We start from the raw sequence: 15,697 nt of genomic DNA on the forward strand, positions 1-15,697 counted from the left end.
GCGTGGCCTTGGACCCTTCCGTGACGCTCGAGGCAGGCACCCACGTCGGCAAGTACGTCGTGCGCCGCAAGCTCGCCGAAGGGGGCATGGCGGAGATCTTCCTGTGCACCGCGCGCGGGCCGGAGGGGTTCGAGAAGGAGGTCGTCATCAAGCGCGTGCGGGCGTTCCTCGCGAGCGACCCGGACTTCGTGCAGATGTTCATCGCGGAGGCGCGGCTGGCCTCGCGGCTCAACCACGCCAACGTGGTGCAGATCTTCGACTTCGACAAGCACGAGGATACCTACTACCTGGCGATGGAGTACGTGCGCGGCTGCTCGCTGTGGGAGCTGCGCAAGCGGAGCAAGGAGTCGATGACGCCGATGCCGCCCGTGCTGGTGGCGCACATCGGCGCGGAGGTCGCGCGCGGACTGCACTACGCCCACCGCCTGCGGGTGAACGGCGAGCTCTTGAACCTGGTGCACCGGGACGTCACGCCGCACAACGTGCTCGTGTCCTACGACGGCGCGGTGAAGCTCACCGACTTCGGCATCGCGAAGGCGGGCAACAAGCTGACGAACCCCGGCGTGCTCAAGGGCAAGTTCGCGTACATGTCGCCCGAGCAGGCCCGGGGCGAGAACGTGGACGTGCGCACCGACGTCTTCGCGCTGGGCGTGGTGCTGTGGGAGCTGCTCACCGGCGGGCGCCTGTTCCAGGGGGACTCGGAGATCGCCGTCCTGCGCGCGGTGCAGGAGAGCTCCATCGTGCCGCCCGCGCGCCTCAACCCGGACGTGCCGCCGGACCTGGACGCCGCCATCTGCCGCGCGCTGGAGCGCGACCTGTCCAAGCGCTTCCAGACCGCGGGCGAGCTGGAGCGCGCGCTGGCGCAGTGCGTGTTGAACCACGCCCGCTCCGTCGATGACACCGACGTGGGCGCGTTCGTCCGGCCGCTGTTCCCCATCGCGGCCAGCAACCAGGCGCTGCCCGCGCTCCCGGAGCGCACCGCGCTGGCGGATGGAGCGCTGCCCGCCGCCGGAGCGCCGCCCCGCGAACCCACGGCGGTGATGCCGTCGCGCGAGCACGCCTCGGGAGCGAAGCGGGGCGCTTCGCCGGATGAGGACCGCCACGGGACGACGCTGGTGCTGTCGCGAGAAGAACCGGCTCCGAACGGCCGTCCTCCGCAGCCCACGCCGCAGATGCCGTTGGAGTCCATGGGAAGGGAAGCGCCGCTCGCCAGGCGCAGCGAATCCCGCGAGTTCCCCGCCGCCAGGGCTGAGTCCCCGAGCGACGAGAACTCCATGGCCTGGACCGGCTCCGCCGATGACGACGCCGGTGCGTCCGCAGACCGTCCCGGGGGCGGAGGCTCGCGGTCATCCGCCTCCGCGCGCCGTCGGGAGGAGTCCTCGAGCCGCAAGCCAGACACCGCCTCCGCGCGCCGGGCCGGTTCCGCTGGCAAGGCCGACACCTCCTCCGCGCGCCGGGTCGCACCTCTCGCGGAAGACCTCTCCGGCGCCGACGACCGCGAGCTCGACACGGTCTCCGCCACCGAGCCGGGGCCCCCCGTCGCGCCGAACCGCAAGCGCGCCCTGTGGGCCGCGGCTACCGCGGTGGGGCTCGCGGGCCTCGTGGGTGTCCTCGCCGTGGCCCGCTCGAACACGGGTGCTCGGGACGCGGGGCAGGGGAGCCCGCCCGCGCAGGCCACGGCCCCGGCGGCGAACCCGCCTCCAGCCACCACCCCGGTGCCCCCGGCCGAGCCCGCCCGCACGCCGGCCGCGGAGACCGTCGACGCGGAGCTGGAAGGGCAGCGGCGCGAAGAAGCCGCCCTGACTCCGCCTCCGTCCACCGAACCGGCCGCCCCCGCAACGACGCCCACGGCGGACCCCGCCACGGCGCCGCCCGCCGCGGACTCGGCGAAGGCCATGGGCACGCTCCAGGTGAAGGCCACCCCCTACGCCACCGTCTACCTGGGCGCGAAGCGGCTCGGGGACGTGCAGGGCCGCGCGACCTACAAGGTGCCGGCCGGCACGTACACCGTGACCTTCCAGCATCCGACCAGCAAGAAGACGTTCACCGTCGTCGTCCCCGCCGACGGCACCGTGATTCAGGAGTTCCGCGCGCCCCGCGGTCGCTGAGCTGAAGCAGCCCCCTTCCGTTCCCTCCATCACCTGAAGCCCCCGGCAGCCGGCGCGGAGCGTCGGCCGGACGACGTCCGTCCGCCCGCCTGCTCGTCTTCCTTGACGAATGACGCGCGAATCTGGCACCTATGGCGTCCATTCAGTAGCCTCTATTCAATGGAATCGATGGACCTGCTCGCGCCCGAGGAACTCGAGCGCATCGAGCGCGAAAACGCGGGCGGGCTTCCCGCGAACGCGATCCTGGAAATCTTCCGGCCCCGGGGCGTGAGGCTCTCGGAGGCGACGTTCCGGAAGTACGTCCAGGCCGGTCTGCTCCCCCGCAGCCGCCGTGTGGGCCGCAAGGGGAAGCACCAGGGCAGCCTGGGCCTCTACCCGGTGGAAGCGGTGCGGCGCATCAACGTCATCAAGAAGATGATGGCCGAAGGACACACCCTGGAGGACATCCGCCGCTCCTTCGTGTTCCACCGCAACCACATCGACCAGCTCCAGAGGGACCTGTCGGAAGTACTGGACGGGTTCCAGGAGGAGCTGGGAGGACGGCCCCTGGGAGGAGAACGCAGGAGGTCACTTGAAGCCCAGTTGGCAACGCTCAGGCAACGGGCGCAGGATCTGGTCCGCGATGTCGCCCGGTTGGGCAGCGCCGTCACGGCGCGTGAAGACGAAACGCTCCGGCCACAATAGGATGCCCCCCAGGGTCCTGTTGAACCGGCTAGACTCCGCGCATCTGGAGGACGAAACATGTCGGAAGTGAAGCAGCTGCAGGAGGGCGAGGGGGGGAATGAGGAGGAGCAGCCCGCGGAACGCCGGCGCTCCAAGACGATGTCGCGCAAGGAGATGGCGCGCGACCTGCGCCGGCGCAGGCTCGCCGGTCAGCTGGACCCGGAAGAGGCGGAGACCCTCAAGCTCGTGGACGAGCAGCGGCCGCGCACCCGCGCGGACTGCATCAACGGCCCGCGCCCGTGCCTCTTCGTGTCCTGCAAGCACAACCTCTACCTGGACGTGAACCCGGAGACGGGCTCCATCAAGCTCAACTTCCCGGACAAGGAAATCACGGAGTTGGAGCACACCTGCGCCCTGGACGTGGCGGAGAAGGGCGGCATCACCCTGGAAGAGGTGGGGGAAATCATGAACCTCACCCGCGAGCGCATCCGCCAGGTGGAGACGCGCGGCCTGATGAAGCTGCGCGAGGCCACGGAGGCCGAGCCTCCCGTGTCTGCCCGCAAGCCCTGAGGGCAGGGCACTGTTTCGCGCCGGGCCTGGGGTGACGTGTTGCGTTGACACCCCAGGGGGTGGTTGCTAGGACCCGCGCCACCCCCACCCATTGCGAGGCGCACACGTGCTGGCTCTCCTGAGCGTTTCCGACAAGCGCGGTCTGGTCCCCTTTGCCCAGGGCCTGGTGCGGCTGGGTTACCGGCTGCTCTCCACGGGCGGCACCCTGGAGGCCCTGAAGGCCGCCAGCATCCCCGCCACCCAGGTGTCCGAGCACACGCAGAGCCCCGAAATCCTCGGCGGCCGCGTGAAGACGCTCCACCCCCGCATCCACGGTGGCATCCTCGGCCGTCCCGACCTGGACAGCGACAAGGCGGAGATGGCGGCGAACCACATCGAGCCCATCTCGCTGGTGGTGGTGAACCTCTACCCGTTCCGCCAGACGGTGGCGTCCGGCGCGGGCGAGGACGACGTCATCGAGAACATCGACATCGGCGGGCCGGCGATGGTCCGCGCGTCCGCGAAGAACTTCAAGCACGTGGCCATCGTGGTGGACCCGGACGACTACGCGCCGGTGCTCGCGGAGATTGAGGGCCAGAAGTCGGTGGGCCTGGAGACGCGGCGCCGGCTGATGCGCAAGGCGTTCGCGCACACGGCGGCCTACGACGCGTCCATCTCCGGGTGGCTGTCCGGCGAGGCCCAGGAGCCCTTCCCCGAGGAGCTGTCGCTCGCGTTCCGCAAGGTGCAGGGCCTGCGCTACGGGGAGAACCCGCACCAGCGCGGCGCCTTCTACAAGGAATACGCCGCGCCCAAGGAGCCGTCCGTCGCCTTCGCGAAGGTGCTCCAGGGCAAGGAACTCTCGTACAACAACATCCTGGACCTGGACGCGGCCCTGGGGCTCGTCCTGGAGTTTCCGGAGAAGCCCTGCGCGGTGGTCATCAAGCACAACACCCCGTGCGGCGTGGCGGTGGACGACGCGCTGGAGAAGGCCTACCGCACCGCCCGCGCGGTGGACGAGGTGAGCGCCTTTGGCGGCATCGTCGCCTTCAACCGGGAAGTCGACGAGGCCACGGCGAAGGCCATGGCGGAGACGTTCCTGGAGGCGGTCATCGCGCCGTCGTACTCGGCGGTGGCGCTCCAGGTGCTGGCCGGGAAGAAGAACCTGCGCCTCTTGGAGGCGGGCCCCGCGCTGGCGTCCGCCACGGCGGCGCCCCGGCCCCAGGTGGACGCGCGCAGCGTGTCCGGGGGAATGCTGCTCATGGACCGGGACGCGGTGGAGCCGCCCCTGGAGTGGAAGGTGGTGTCCAAGCGCGCCCCCACGCCGGAGGAGGAGCGGGCCCTTCGCTTCGCCTGGAAGGTGTGCAAGCACGTGAAGAGCAACGCCATCGTCTTCGCGGCGCCGGCGCAGCTTCTGGCCCAGGGCGGCGGGCAGACGAACCGGGTGGACTCCGTGCGCATCGCCATGACGCGGGGTGGCGAGGCCCTCAAGGGTAGCGCAGTGGCCTCGGACGCCTTCTTCCCCTTCCGGGACGGGCTGGACGAGGCGGCCCGGGCGGGGGCGACGGCGGTCATCCAACCGGGCGGGTCTGTCCGGGATGCGGAGGTGATTGCCGCCGCGGATGAACATGGGATGGCCATGGTGGTGACGGGAGTGCGACACTTCCGCCACTAACTTCATGCGCATCGTCTGCCAGAAATGCGCGGCGGCCTACGCGATCGACGATCGGTTGATCACGACCAAGGGCGTCCGCGCGCAGTGTCCCCGCTGCCGTCACCTCCAGCTCGTGAAGCGGGAGGCCTCGGCCGCGTCCGTGACGGCTCCCGCTGAAGGGGCCGTGCCTCCCGCCGCCGAGCCGAAGCCGCCCGCGGCCGCACCGGCGCCTCCGGTCGCACGCGAGCCCCGGAGCAATCCGGCCGCCGCGGCGAAACCGCCGGAGCCTCTGGCCGCGCCGAAGTCGGCCGCGAAGTCGGACCTCTTCGGGGACTTCGGCGAGATGCCGGAGCTGGGGCCGCCGGGGAGCGTGGACCCGTTCGCGGACCTGGGGCCGCCCGCGTCGCAGGTTTCAAGGGGCCTTCCCGCGGACCCGTTCGCCAATCCGGGCCCGTCGGTTCCGCCGGCCGCTTCCAAGGCGGCGCCCGCCGCGAGGCCCGCTCCTCCCGTGCCCGCCGCGCCCGCGGTGGCGGCTCCCGCGACGCCAGCCGTTCCGGAAGACCCGCTGCTCGACTTCCTGGGCCCGGCGCCCGCGGGCCTGGAGCCGGAAGCCGCGCCGGCGCCCACGCCCGGACGGGGCTCCTCGCCTCCCGCCGGGGCGGTGTCCCTGGGCCGCATGTCCGCCCGCGCGCCCGCGCCGGTCGTCCCGAAGGCGGAGACGCACAAGAACTGCCGCTCGTGCGGCAAGGACCTGACGGACCCCTTCGACCAGGCCCTGGGCATCTGCGAGGCCTGCAAGCAGCGCGAGTCCGCGTTCCCCCGGGAGTCCTCCGTGGTGGTGGCGCCCGAGGCGGCGCCGCCTCCGACCGGCGGCGGCGCCCTGGTGGATCTGCCCGTGATGAGCGGCCTGGACGGCACCTCGTCCGGGGACGAACCCCTCTCCGAGGGTGCCACCGCGCTGGCGCTGGACTCCCGCGTGAGCTCGGTGAAGCCCGCTCGCACGTCGCACATCACGGCCGCGCCGGTCCGCAGCGCGCAGCGTGGTGGAAGCGGCGGCAGCCGTGCGGGAGTCTTCGGCCTGCTGACGCTGGCGGTCCTCGGGGCCGGTGGCGCGGGCTACTACTTCCTCGTGCACAAGCCCCAGCAGGAGCAGCGGATCCGGGACGCGCAGCCGCCCGCTCCGGCCGCGGTGCCTCCGGAGGTGCTGGCCGCGGTGGGCCGGTGGAAGCTCCAGTTCCTGGAGCTGGAGGGCACCAGCGCGGAGCACCTGGCCGCCGGCCAGAAGCAGCTCGCGATGGACCAGCGCATCGCCTACACGGAAGCCGAGGAATCCTTCCAGCAGGCGCTGCTGCTCGACCTCCACAGCGCGGACGCCATCGCCGGGTACGTGCAGGCGCTGGCGCTTGGGCGCGGTCCGGGCATGGACGACAACTCCTTCCAGGAGGCGCGCGAGCTCATCCAGGCCGCGACGGGCATGGCCGGCGAGACGCCCGCGCTGCTCGTCGCGCACGCGAACCTGCTGCTGGCGCGCTCGCGTCAGGCCGGCAACCTGGAGGAGGCGGCGCGGCTGGCGACGGAGGTCCTGTCCCAGCCGAAGGCCGCTGACGCCTACAAGGCGGAGGCGCACCTGGTGCTGGGCCGCTCCCAGGTGGCCACGTCACGCGAGCTGGCGAACCAGGAGTTCGACGCCGCGCGGAAGCTGGCGCCGAACCTCCAGCGCGTGGACTACTACAGCGCGCTCGCGCACGAGCAGGCTGGCCAGTACGGGCTGGCGCTCAAGCAGCTGCGCCAGCGGATGGAGTTGGATCCGCAGGACTGGAACAGCCTGGAGGCCGCCGCCCGCATCTACGTGGAGGTGGGGGAGACCGCCCGCGCGCGCAAGCTGTACGAGGACCGGCTGAAGGCGAAGGCGGGCGACGTGCGCGCCTCCCTGGCGCTGGCGGTGCTGCGCTACCAGGCGGAGGGCAACGCGCGCGAAGCCGTGCGCGCCCTGAAGGACCTGACGAAGAACGCGTCCCGCTACGGCCCGCGTGACGCCTCCGAAATCTTCAGCCACCTGGCCGCGGCGGAGCGCACCGCGGGCAATGACGCCGGTGCGGCGAGCGCGGCGGCGGCGGCCCTGAAGGCGGTGCCGGCGATGCCGGAGGCCCACCTGCAGTGGTTCCTGGTGGCGCTGGCGCAGAAGGACGCGGCGCTGGCCCGCGAGCACCTGAAGGGCTTCCAGGGCCGGCTGCAGGACGCGGCGCTGGAGAAGGTGCTGGAAGGGCGCGTGCACCTGCTGGAAGGCGACGTGGCCGGAGCCCAGGAGCGCTTCCAGCAGGCGGTGCGGCTGGACGACCGCCGCATGGACGCGAAGCTGCTGGAGGGCGTGGCGGCGGCGAGCGCGAAGAAGCGCGACGAGGCCTTCCGCCTGTTCTACCCGGTGCTGGAGGCGCGCGTGTGGGACCCGCTGCGGCTGGCGCCTCGGCCCGCGCTGTCGCGCTTCTGGCTGCGGCCGGGCGACACGCTGGTGGGCGTGGAGAACGTGGTGAAGTCCCTGGGCGACCGCGCGGAGGACGTGCAGCCCCTGCTCTACGAGGCCCTGGTGCGCTTCCATCAGGGGGACCGGCAGACGGCCGAGCGGCTCTTGAGCTCCGTGGTGGACGTGAACGCGAACAGCGGCGGTGCGCAGGCGTACCGGGCGCTCATCGCGCTGGACACGAAGGGGCCGCAGGCCCGGAACCTGGCGGAGCGCGCGGTGGGTGTCGAGCGCGGCCTGCCGGTGGCGCGCCTGTCGCTGGGGCTCGCGCAGGCGTCGGCCGGGGACGTGGCGGGCGCGATGCGCACGTTGCAGTCCGCGTTGGACGTGGCGCCGAAGATGCTGTCCGCGCAGACGAAGCTGGCGGAACTGCTGGTGACGTCGAAGCCGCAGGAGGCGCGCGCGGTGCTGGAGAAGGTGGTGGGGTTGGACCCGTCCTACTTCCCGGCGAAGAAGCTGCTCTTCAAACTGGACGAGCGAGGTTGACGTGAAGGTCCTGTTGCTGGGGTCGGGCGGCCGCGAGCACGCGCTCGCGTGGAAGCTGGCCCAGAGTCCTCGTCTCTCGCGGCTCCTCGTCGGCCCGGGCAACCCGGGCACGGCGCGGTGGGGCACCAACGTGCCCTTGCAGGCGGACTCGCCGGAGGCGGTGGTGTCGCTGGCGCGCCGCGAGCGCGTGGACCTGGTGGTGGTGGGCCCGGAGGCGCCGCTCGTCGCGGGCGTCGCGGACGCGCTGGCGCAGGTGGACATCCCGTGCTTCGGCCCCGTCGCGGCGGCCGCGCGCATCGAGGGCTCCAAGGCCTTCGCCAAGGAAATCATGGCGGAGGCGGGCGTGCCCACCGCGGCCTTCCGCGTCTTCACCGACGCGGCGGAGGCGGAGGCGTACGCCGTGGCGCAGGGCCGCATCGTGGTGAAGGCGGACGGCCTGGCCGCGGGCAAGGGCGTCATCGTCGCGCCGGACGCTCAGGCCGCGCGCGACGCCGTGCGCGCCGTGGCGGAGATGGGGCAGGCGGGCCAGCGGATGGTGCTGGAGGAGCTGCTGGAGGGCGAGGAGGTGTCGCTGATGGCCCTGTGCGACGGCGAGCGCTACGTGCTCCTGCCGCTGTCGCAGGACCACAAGCGCGTGGGCGAGGGCGACACGGGACCCAACACCGGCGGCATGGGCGCGTACTGCCCGGCGCCGTTCCTCACGCCGGCGCAGCTGGCCCAGGTGGGCGAGCAGGTCATCGCGCCCACGCTGGCGGTGCTCAAGAAGCGCGGCACGCCGCTGCGCGGGGTGCTGTACGCGGGGCTGATGCTCACGGCGTCCGGCCCGAAGGTGCTGGAGTTCAACGCGCGCTTCGGCGACCCGGAGACGCAGGTCCTGATGATGCAGGTGGACGAGGACCTGCTGCCGCTGATGGAGGCGTGCGCGAAGGGGACGCTGGAGCCCCGGCCGCTGAAGCAGTTCCCGGGCGCGTCGGTGGGCGTGGTGCTGGCGGCGGAGGGCTACCCGGAGGCGCCGAAGAAGGGCCAGCGCATTGAAGGGCTGGACGCGGTGGCGTCGAACGCTCCCGTGTTCCTGGCGGGCGTGGCGAAGCAGGACGGCGCGCTGGTGACGGCGGGCGGCCGGGTGCTGACGGTGTGCGCTCGGGGCGACAGCCTGGCGACGGCGCGCGAGCGGGCCCTGGAGTCGGCGGACGCCGTGCGCTTCGAGGGCAAGCACTTCCGCCGGGACATTGGCGCGCGGGGGCTGCGGGCGCGGCCGTGAAGCTGCTGGCGCGCTATCTGCTCAAGGAGCTGCTCGTCCCCCTGGGTGTCTGGGTGGCGTTCATGTTCCTGCTGCTGTTCGTGATGCAGTTCCTGCGCGGCACGGACGTGCTGCTGGGTTCGGCGGTGACGCTGGTCGACCTGAGCCGGCTCATCGCGTACCTGGCGCCGCACTTCCTGGTGATGGCGCTGCCCATCGCGTTCCTGCTGGCCATCCTGCTGGGCCTGGGGCGGCTGGGCGAGGACCGGGAGCTCACGTCTCTTCAGGCCCTGGGCATCAGCCCGCTCCAGTTGCTGGCGGCGCCGCTGGGCGTGGGCATCGCGCTGAGCGCGTTCATGGTGCTGCTCACGTCCACGGTGGAGCCGTGGGGCCTCACGGGCGTGAAGGACCTGGTGGGCGAGGTCATCCAGAAGAACGTCGCGGGCGACGTGAAGTCCGGCGTCTTCTACGAGGACCTGAGCGACCTGACGCTGTACGCGCAGAAGGTGGCGCCCAAGGGCGGCGGGTGGACGAACGTGCTCTTGCACGACGACCGCGACCCCAGTTCGCCGCTGCTGGTGCTGGCGCACAAGGGCAGCGTGGGCACGTCCGAGCGGGGCGAGGCGCTGCGGATTGAATTGAAGGAAGGCGAGGTGCACCGCGCCAACCGCTCCTCGGTGGACGCGAGCGTCGTCGCCTTCGAGAAGGCGGAGATCAACGTGGGGCTGGGCGGGTCGCTGTCGCGGCGCAACCGGTTCCGCTCGCCGAAGGAGGAGCTGACGCCGGTGGAGCTCCTGGCGGCGGCGAAGGACGCGGAGGAGCGGCGGGAGGATTCTCGGCCCTTCCTGATGGCGCTGCACAGCCGGATGGGCAACGCGGTGGCGCCGGTGGCGTTCGCGCTCCTGGGCACGCCGCTGGCGATTGGCCGCAGGCAGTCGGGCCGCGCGTGGGGCTACCTGCTGACGCTGGGCGGCTACGTCCTCTACTACCTCTTGAGCCGCGCCTTCGAGCAGATGGGACAGAAGGGCCAGATGCCGGTGTTCGTCGCGGGGCAGCTGGCGAACGTGCTCTTCATGGTGGTGGGGGCGTTCGCGCTGTACCGCGTGACGCGTTCGGGGACGGTGCGATGAAGGGCACCCTCTTCCGGTACGTGGTGGGCGCGTACGTGCGCTACACGCTGGGCATCCTGGCGGGCGTGGTGGCGGTGTTCCTGGTGGTGGACTTCGTGGACCGCGCGAAGGCCTACGGCGGCGAGGGCTGGGTGCTGGATGTGCTCAAGCTCTATGGCTACAAGGCGCTGGTGACGGTGCAGCAATTGGGGCCGGCGGCGCTCTTGTTGGCGGCGGGCACCACGGTGTCGGCGCTGCGCAAGAAGGGGGAGGTCACGGCGCTCCGGGCGCTCACCTTCGGGCCGGCGTCGCTGTACCTGCCGGTGGGCATTTGCGCGCTGGTGGCGTGCGTGGGACTGGTGGCGTTCGACGAGACGGTGGCCGCGCGAGCGGGCCGGCGCGTGGATGAAATCACCACGCAGCGCTTCAACCGCTGGGGCGACTGGCGGATGTACTACACGCCGAAGCAGTGGTTCCGGCGGGGGGACTCCATCTTCTTCCTGCGAGGCGGCAACCCGCAGGAGGGCTTCGAGAATGTCTCCATCTTCACGCTGACGCCGGAGTTCAAGCTGCGACGGCGCGTTGACGCGGGGCGGATGCGCCCGGTGGAGGGTACGCGCTGGGAGCTGACGGACGTGGTGGAGCGCACGTTCACGGAGGACGGGCGCACGTCCGTGACGCAGCAGCCCACCGCGGAGTACGAGCTGGGCGTGGGCGCGACGACGTTCCGCATCCGGCCGGGCCGTCCGGAGCAGATGCGCCTGGGAGAGCTGGGCGAACAGATTGTCGCCAGAGCGGAGGTGGGGCTCGCGACGAAGGCCTTCCAGCTCGCGTGGCACAACCGCTTCGCGTATCCGCTGGCGGGGCTGCCCGCGGCGTTGCTCGCGGTGGGCCTGGCGCTGCGGACGAACCGGCGCGGGCACCTGACGGCGGCGGTGGTGGAGGGGCTGCTCATCGCCGTGGCGATGTGGGGCCTGATGGTGGTGTCCCGCACGCTGGTGCTCACCGAGCGTCTGGCGCCCGCAGTGGCGGCCTGGATGCCCACGACGCTGCTGACCGTGGTGGCGGCGGCCCTGTGGCTGCGCCGCGAAGGCCTGTTGCACTTCCCGCGCCGAAGCGTGACGCGGCAGGCCTGAGCCCGGCAGGCACCCCGCCGGTCCAGGAACCCCAAAACCTGTCGGACAGTCGGACAGGTTTCCGCGGGCCGGCTGTCGCGGATCCTCCATCCGAGGACATCCAAAACCTGTCCGACAGTAGGACCGGTTTCCGGGACCCAGTTGGCGCGGCGCCCCTCCGGCTACGGGCATTCAAAACCTGTCCGACTGTCAGACCGGCGTCGGGGGCCCGGATGCCATGGATGCTCCCGGCTGTGGACGTCCAAAACCTGTCGGACAGTCGGACAGCTTTCCGCGGCCCGGGCGTCGCGCAGACCCCAGGGCGGCCGAGGAGTTCCAAAACCTGTCGGACAGTCGGACAGGTTGCCGCGGTCCGACTTCGCGGGCCCCCGCCGGTCCAGGAACCCCAAAACCTGTCGGACAGTCGGACAAGTTTCCGCGGTCCGACCTCGCGGGCATCCCGCCCGTCCAGGGACTCCAAGCCTGTCGGACAGGTTTCCGCGGCCCGGGCGTCGCGGAGGCCCCGGGCGGCCGAGGAGTTCCAAAACCTGTCCGACTGTCGGACAGGTTCGAGCGTGTCGCCGCCCGCCGAAGGGGGGCTGCGGGGTTCTCACTTCCCCGCAGTACGAGTGGAATTCGGGCCCGGAGGGGCAGGGGGCTTCATCCTCGGAGGAGCCGGCGCGTGTGACGGGCGAGCTGAACCTCCTCATCGCTTGGCAGCACACGCACCAGACACGATGACGCATCGGTCGTGATGACCGCCGCGCCCGCCTCGTTCCGCTGCGCGTCCAACTGGATGCCCAGGTGGCCCAACCTCCCGCACACGCCCTCGCGAACCCGCGCGCTGTTCTCCCCGATGCCGCCCGTGAATACGAGCAGGTCCAGGCCGCCGAGCACCGCCGCGTAGGCACCCACCGTCTTCGCGATGCTTCGTGTGAAGACGTCCACCGCCAGCGCCGCCGCGGCATTGCCCGCCGCCTCGTCACGCGTGAGGGCCTGCATGTCGCTGGTCCCCTCCGACAAGCCCCGAAGCCCGGCGTCGTGGGTCACCAGCGTCTCCAGCGCATCCGCGTCCATTCCGCCCGTGCGCATCAGGAACAGCAGCACGCCCGGATCCAGGTCGCCCGTCCGGGTGCCGCTGGGAATGCCACCGGTGGGCGTGAAGCCCATGGAGGTGTCCACGGAGCGCCCGCGCTCCAGCGCCGCGAGGCTCGCGCCGTTGCCCAGGTGGGCCACCACGGTGCGCGCGGGCACCTGGGGCTCGAGCCTCGCCACGATGGACTCATACGACAGGCCGTGGAAGCCGTACCGCTGCACGCCCTGGTCCCTTACGGAGCGGGGCAGGGGGAGCGTCGACGCGACCTCGGGCAGCGTCGCGTGGAAGGCCGTGTCGAAGCAGACGAACTGCGGCACGCCCGGGTACTGCCGCTCGGTGGCGCGGATGAGCCGCAGCGCCGGAGGGATGTGCAGCGGCGCGAAGTGCGTCGCCTTCTCCAGCGCCTTCATCACCTCCGGCGTCAGGGCCTGGTGCTCGCGCAGGAGGGGACCGCCATGCACCACGCGGTGCCCGATGGCGCGGGGCCGCTCTCCACCCAGCTCCTCCAGGTGCCGCACGGCCTCGCGGAACGCGTCCTCCTGCGACGGATGCCGCACGTCCACCGCGCGCACCTGCTTCCCCGCGCCGTCCTTCACGACCAGCCGGCCCTGCTCCGCGCCGATGCGGGTCGCGCTTCCCTTGAACCGCACTGACTCCTGGCCGCCCTGTTCGACGTAGAGGCCGAACTTCAGCGACGACGAGCCGCTGTTGATGACCAGCACCGCGCCCGGGTCGCTCATCGCGTGGTCCACTTCCAGTTGGCCACCTCGGGCATGTCCTCGCCGTGCTCGGACACGTAGAGCTTGTGCCGCTGGCGCACCTCGGAGAAGCGCTGCTCCGCGTCGCCCAGCCGGTGCCGCGCGGCCTTCGAGTGCCGGATGGCATCCAGCGCCAGGGTGAAGCGGTCCATGTCGTTGAGCACCGTCATGTCGAACGGCGTCGTCGTGGTGCCCTCTTCCTTGTACCCGTGCACGTGGATGTTGCCGTGGTTGGCCCGGTTGTACGTGAGCTTGTGCACGAGCGTGGGATAACCGTGGAACGCGAACACCACGGGCTTGTCCGTGGTGAACAGGCGGTTGAAGTCCTCCTCGTTGAGCCCGTGCGGATGGACGTGCACGGGCGCGAGCGTGAAGACATCCACCACGTTGACCACGCGCACCTTGAGCTCCGGGGCCCACTCGCGCAGCAGCGTCACCGCGGCCAGCGTCTCCATGGTGGGCACGTCGCCCGCGCAGGCCATCACCACGTCCGGGTCGCCGTCGTCGTTACCCGCCCAGTCCCACGCGCCAATGCCCGCCGAGCAGTGGCGCACGGCGCTCGCCATGTCCAGCCACACCGGCGACAGCTGCTTCCCCGCGATGATGAGGTTCACGTAGTTCTTCGAGCGCAGGCAGTGATCCGCCACCGACAACAGCGTGTTCGCGTCCGGCGGCAGGTAGATGCGCACCGTGTCCGCCTTCTTGTTGGCCACGTGGTCGATGAAGCCCGGGTCCTGGTGAGAGAACCCGTTGTGGTCCTGCCGCCACACGTGCGAGCTGAGCAGGTAGTTCAGCGACGCGATGGGCTTGCGCCACGGCAGCTCCTTGGCGCTCTTGATCCACTTGGCGTGCTGGTTGAACATCGAATCGATGATGTGGATGAACGCCTCGTAGCAGGAGAAGAAGCCGTGGCGTCCGGTGAGCAGGTACCCCTCCAGCCAGCCCTGGCAGAGGTGCTCGCTCAGGACCTCCATCACGCGGCCGTCGACGGAGAGGTTCTCGTCCGTGGGCTCCTGCTTCGCGTCCCAGCTCTTGCCGCTGACGGCATACACGTCCTGGAGCCGGTTGGACGCGTTCTCGTCCGGGGCGAACATGCGGAAGTTCTTCGCCGCCAGGTTGTGGCGCATCACGTCCCGCAGGTAGCCGCCCAGCACCTTGGTGGCGCTGACCTGCTTGGAACCCGGGACGCCCGGGTCGACCGCGTAGTCGCGGAAGCCCGGCAGCACGAGCGGCACCAGCAGCTGGCCGCCGTTCGAGTGCACGTTGACGCCCATGCGCAGCCGGCCCTTGGGCGCGATGTCCGCCAGCTCCTCGCGGAAGGTGCCGTTCGCGTCGAACAGCTCGCGGGGCCGGTAGCTGTGGAGCCACGCTTCCAGAATCTTCAGGTGCTCGGGGTTGTCGCGCACCTCCTCCAGAGGGACCTGGTGGGCGCGCCACGTGCCCTCCACGGGCTTGCCGTCCACCACCTTCGGGCCGGTCCACCCCTTGGGGGTGCGCAGCACGAGCATGGGCCAGCGCGGGCGGGTGGGGTCGTTCTTCTCGCGGGCGTGGCGCTGGATGCGCGTGATTTCGGCGTAGAGCGTGTCCAGCACCTGCGCCATCCGCTGGTGCATGTCCTTGGGGTCGTCGCCCTCCAGGAAGTAGGGCGTGTAGCCGTAGCCCTTGAAGAGGGCCTCCAGCTCGTCTGCGTCGATGCGGGCGAGCACCGTGGGGTTGGCGATCTTGTACCCGTTGAGGTGCAGGATGGGCAGCACCGCGCCGTCGGTGATGGGGTTGATGAACTTGTTGGAGTGCCAGCTCGCGGCGAGCGCGCCCGTCTCCGCCTCGCCGTCACCGACGACGCACGGGACGATGAGGTCCGGGTTGTCCAGCACGGCGCCGTACGCGTGGAGCAGCGAGTAGCCCAGCTCGCCGCCCTCGCTGATGGAGCCGGGGACCTCGGGCGCGTCGTGGCTGGGGACGCCGTAGGGCCAGGAGAACTGGCGGAACAGGCGCTTCATGCCGTCGCGGTTGCGCTCGATGTTGGGATACAGCTCCGTGTAGGAGCCCTCGAGGAACGTGTTCGCGATGATGCCGGGCGCGCCGTGGCCGGGGCCAATGAGATACATCATGTTGGCCCGGTGGTTCCGGATGATGCGGTTCAGGTGCACGTAGATGAAGTTGAGGCCGGGCGTGGTGCCGAAGTGCCCGAGCAGCCGGGGCTTGATGTCCTCGCGGGTGAGGGGCCGCTCCAGCAGCGGGTTGTCCTTGAGGTAGATCTGCCCGATGGACAGGTAGTTCGCCGCGCGCCAGTAGGCGTCAATCTTTCCAAGCTCGTCGTCACTCAGCGGACCCGCCATCTTTCATCTCCCGAGGTGAAGGCCGTGCATCCCCCGGAGAGGGATGGGACTCCAGCTGACCCACG

At 71.1% G+C, this 15,697-nt stretch carries 10 protein-coding genes; 8 read left to right on the forward strand and 2 right to left on the reverse strand.

Going from position 1 to position 15,697, the window contains the following annotated elements; genetic code table 11:
• Positions 1-20 precede the first annotated feature (20 nt).
• From D7X30_RS27270 to D7X30_RS27305, 8 genes are all read left to right on the forward strand, one after another.
• Positions 21-2,108 carry a serine/threonine-protein kinase gene (locus D7X30_RS27270; RefSeq protein ID WP_120566055.1) on the forward strand — a complete coding sequence of 696 codons (2,088 nt, stop codon included), beginning with the start codon at positions 21-23 and terminating at the stop codon, positions 2,106-2,108.
• 159 nt (positions 2,109-2,267) lie between these two features.
• Positions 2,268-2,792: a MerR family transcriptional regulator gene (locus tag D7X30_RS27275; protein ID WP_014397953.1), complete on the forward strand. Its 525-nt coding sequence runs from the start codon at positions 2,268-2,270 to the stop codon at positions 2,790-2,792.
• A 57-nt stretch (positions 2,793-2,849) separates the two neighbouring features.
• Positions 2,850-3,341, forward strand: a complete 492-nt coding sequence (locus tag D7X30_RS27280; protein ID WP_014397952.1) for a sigma factor-like helix-turn-helix DNA-binding protein — start codon at positions 2,850-2,852, stop codon at positions 3,339-3,341.
• Positions 3,342-3,447: 106 nt separating this feature from the next.
• Positions 3,448-4,992: a bifunctional phosphoribosylaminoimidazolecarboxamide formyltransferase/IMP cyclohydrolase gene (gene purH, locus D7X30_RS27285; protein ID WP_120565908.1), complete on the forward strand. Its 1,545-nt coding sequence runs from the start codon at positions 3,448-3,450 to the stop codon at positions 4,990-4,992.
• 4 nt (positions 4,993-4,996) lie between these two features.
• Positions 4,997-7,975, forward strand: a complete 2,979-nt coding sequence (locus tag D7X30_RS43670; protein WP_120565909.1) for a zinc-ribbon domain-containing protein — start codon at positions 4,997-4,999, stop codon at positions 7,973-7,975.
• 1 nt (position 7,976) lies between these two features.
• On the forward strand, positions 7,977-9,236 hold the full coding sequence (gene purD, locus D7X30_RS27295; protein WP_120565910.1) for a phosphoribosylamine--glycine ligase: 1,260 nt from the start codon (positions 7,977-7,979) through the stop codon (positions 9,234-9,236).
• Positions 9,233-10,345: an LptF/LptG family permease gene (locus D7X30_RS27300; RefSeq protein WP_120565911.1), complete on the forward strand. Its 1,113-nt coding sequence runs from the start codon at positions 9,233-9,235 to the stop codon at positions 10,343-10,345. Before purD ends, D7X30_RS27300 begins: the two co-directional genes overlap by 4 nt.
• A complete protein-coding gene (locus D7X30_RS27305; RefSeq protein ID WP_120565912.1) occupies positions 10,342-11,460 on the forward strand; it encodes an LptF/LptG family permease in 1,119 nt (372 codons plus the stop codon). The genes D7X30_RS27300 and D7X30_RS27305 overlap by 4 nt, the downstream gene beginning before the upstream one ends.
• Before the next feature lie 639 nt (positions 11,461-12,099).
• On the opposite strand, the gene D7X30_RS27310 is transcribed toward D7X30_RS27305, so the two are convergent.
• Complete coding sequence (locus tag D7X30_RS27310; RefSeq protein WP_120565913.1) at positions 12,100-13,275, reverse strand: acetate/propionate family kinase; 1,176 nt, start codon at positions 13,273-13,275, stop codon at positions 12,100-12,102.
• Entirely contained in the window at positions 13,272-15,632 is a 2,361-nt protein-coding gene (locus D7X30_RS27315; RefSeq protein WP_120565914.1) for a phosphoketolase, read from the reverse strand. Before D7X30_RS27315 ends, D7X30_RS27310 begins: the two co-directional genes overlap by 4 nt.
• Between the last annotated feature and the right edge of the window lie 65 nt (positions 15,633-15,697).

It is taken from the genome of Corallococcus sp. AB011P, from assembly GCF_003611605.1.
GTDB classification, from domain to species: Bacteria; Myxococcota; Myxococcia; order Myxococcales; family Myxococcaceae; genus Corallococcus; species Corallococcus coralloides.

Coding starts and splice junctions, on each gene's coding strand:
- D7X30_RS27275 (WP_014397953.1), top strand. CDS start 2,268: ATGGAATCGATGGACCTGCTCGCGCCCGAGGAACTCGAGCGCATCGAG.
- D7X30_RS27305 (WP_120565912.1), top strand. CDS start 10,342: ATGAAGGGCACCCTCTTCCGGTACGTGGTGGGCGCGTACGTGCGCTAC.
- D7X30_RS27310 (WP_120565913.1), bottom strand. CDS start 13,275: ATGAGCGACCCGGGCGCGGTGCTGGTCATCAACAGCGGCTCGTCGTCG.
- D7X30_RS27315 (WP_120565914.1), bottom strand. CDS start 15,632: ATGGCGGGTCCGCTGAGTGACGACGAGCTTGGAAAGATTGACGCCTAC.
- D7X30_RS43670 (WP_120565909.1), top strand. CDS start 4,997: ATGCGCATCGTCTGCCAGAAATGCGCGGCGGCCTACGCGATCGACGAT.
- D7X30_RS27280 (WP_014397952.1), top strand. CDS start 2,850: ATGTCGGAAGTGAAGCAGCTGCAGGAGGGCGAGGGGGGGAATGAGGAG.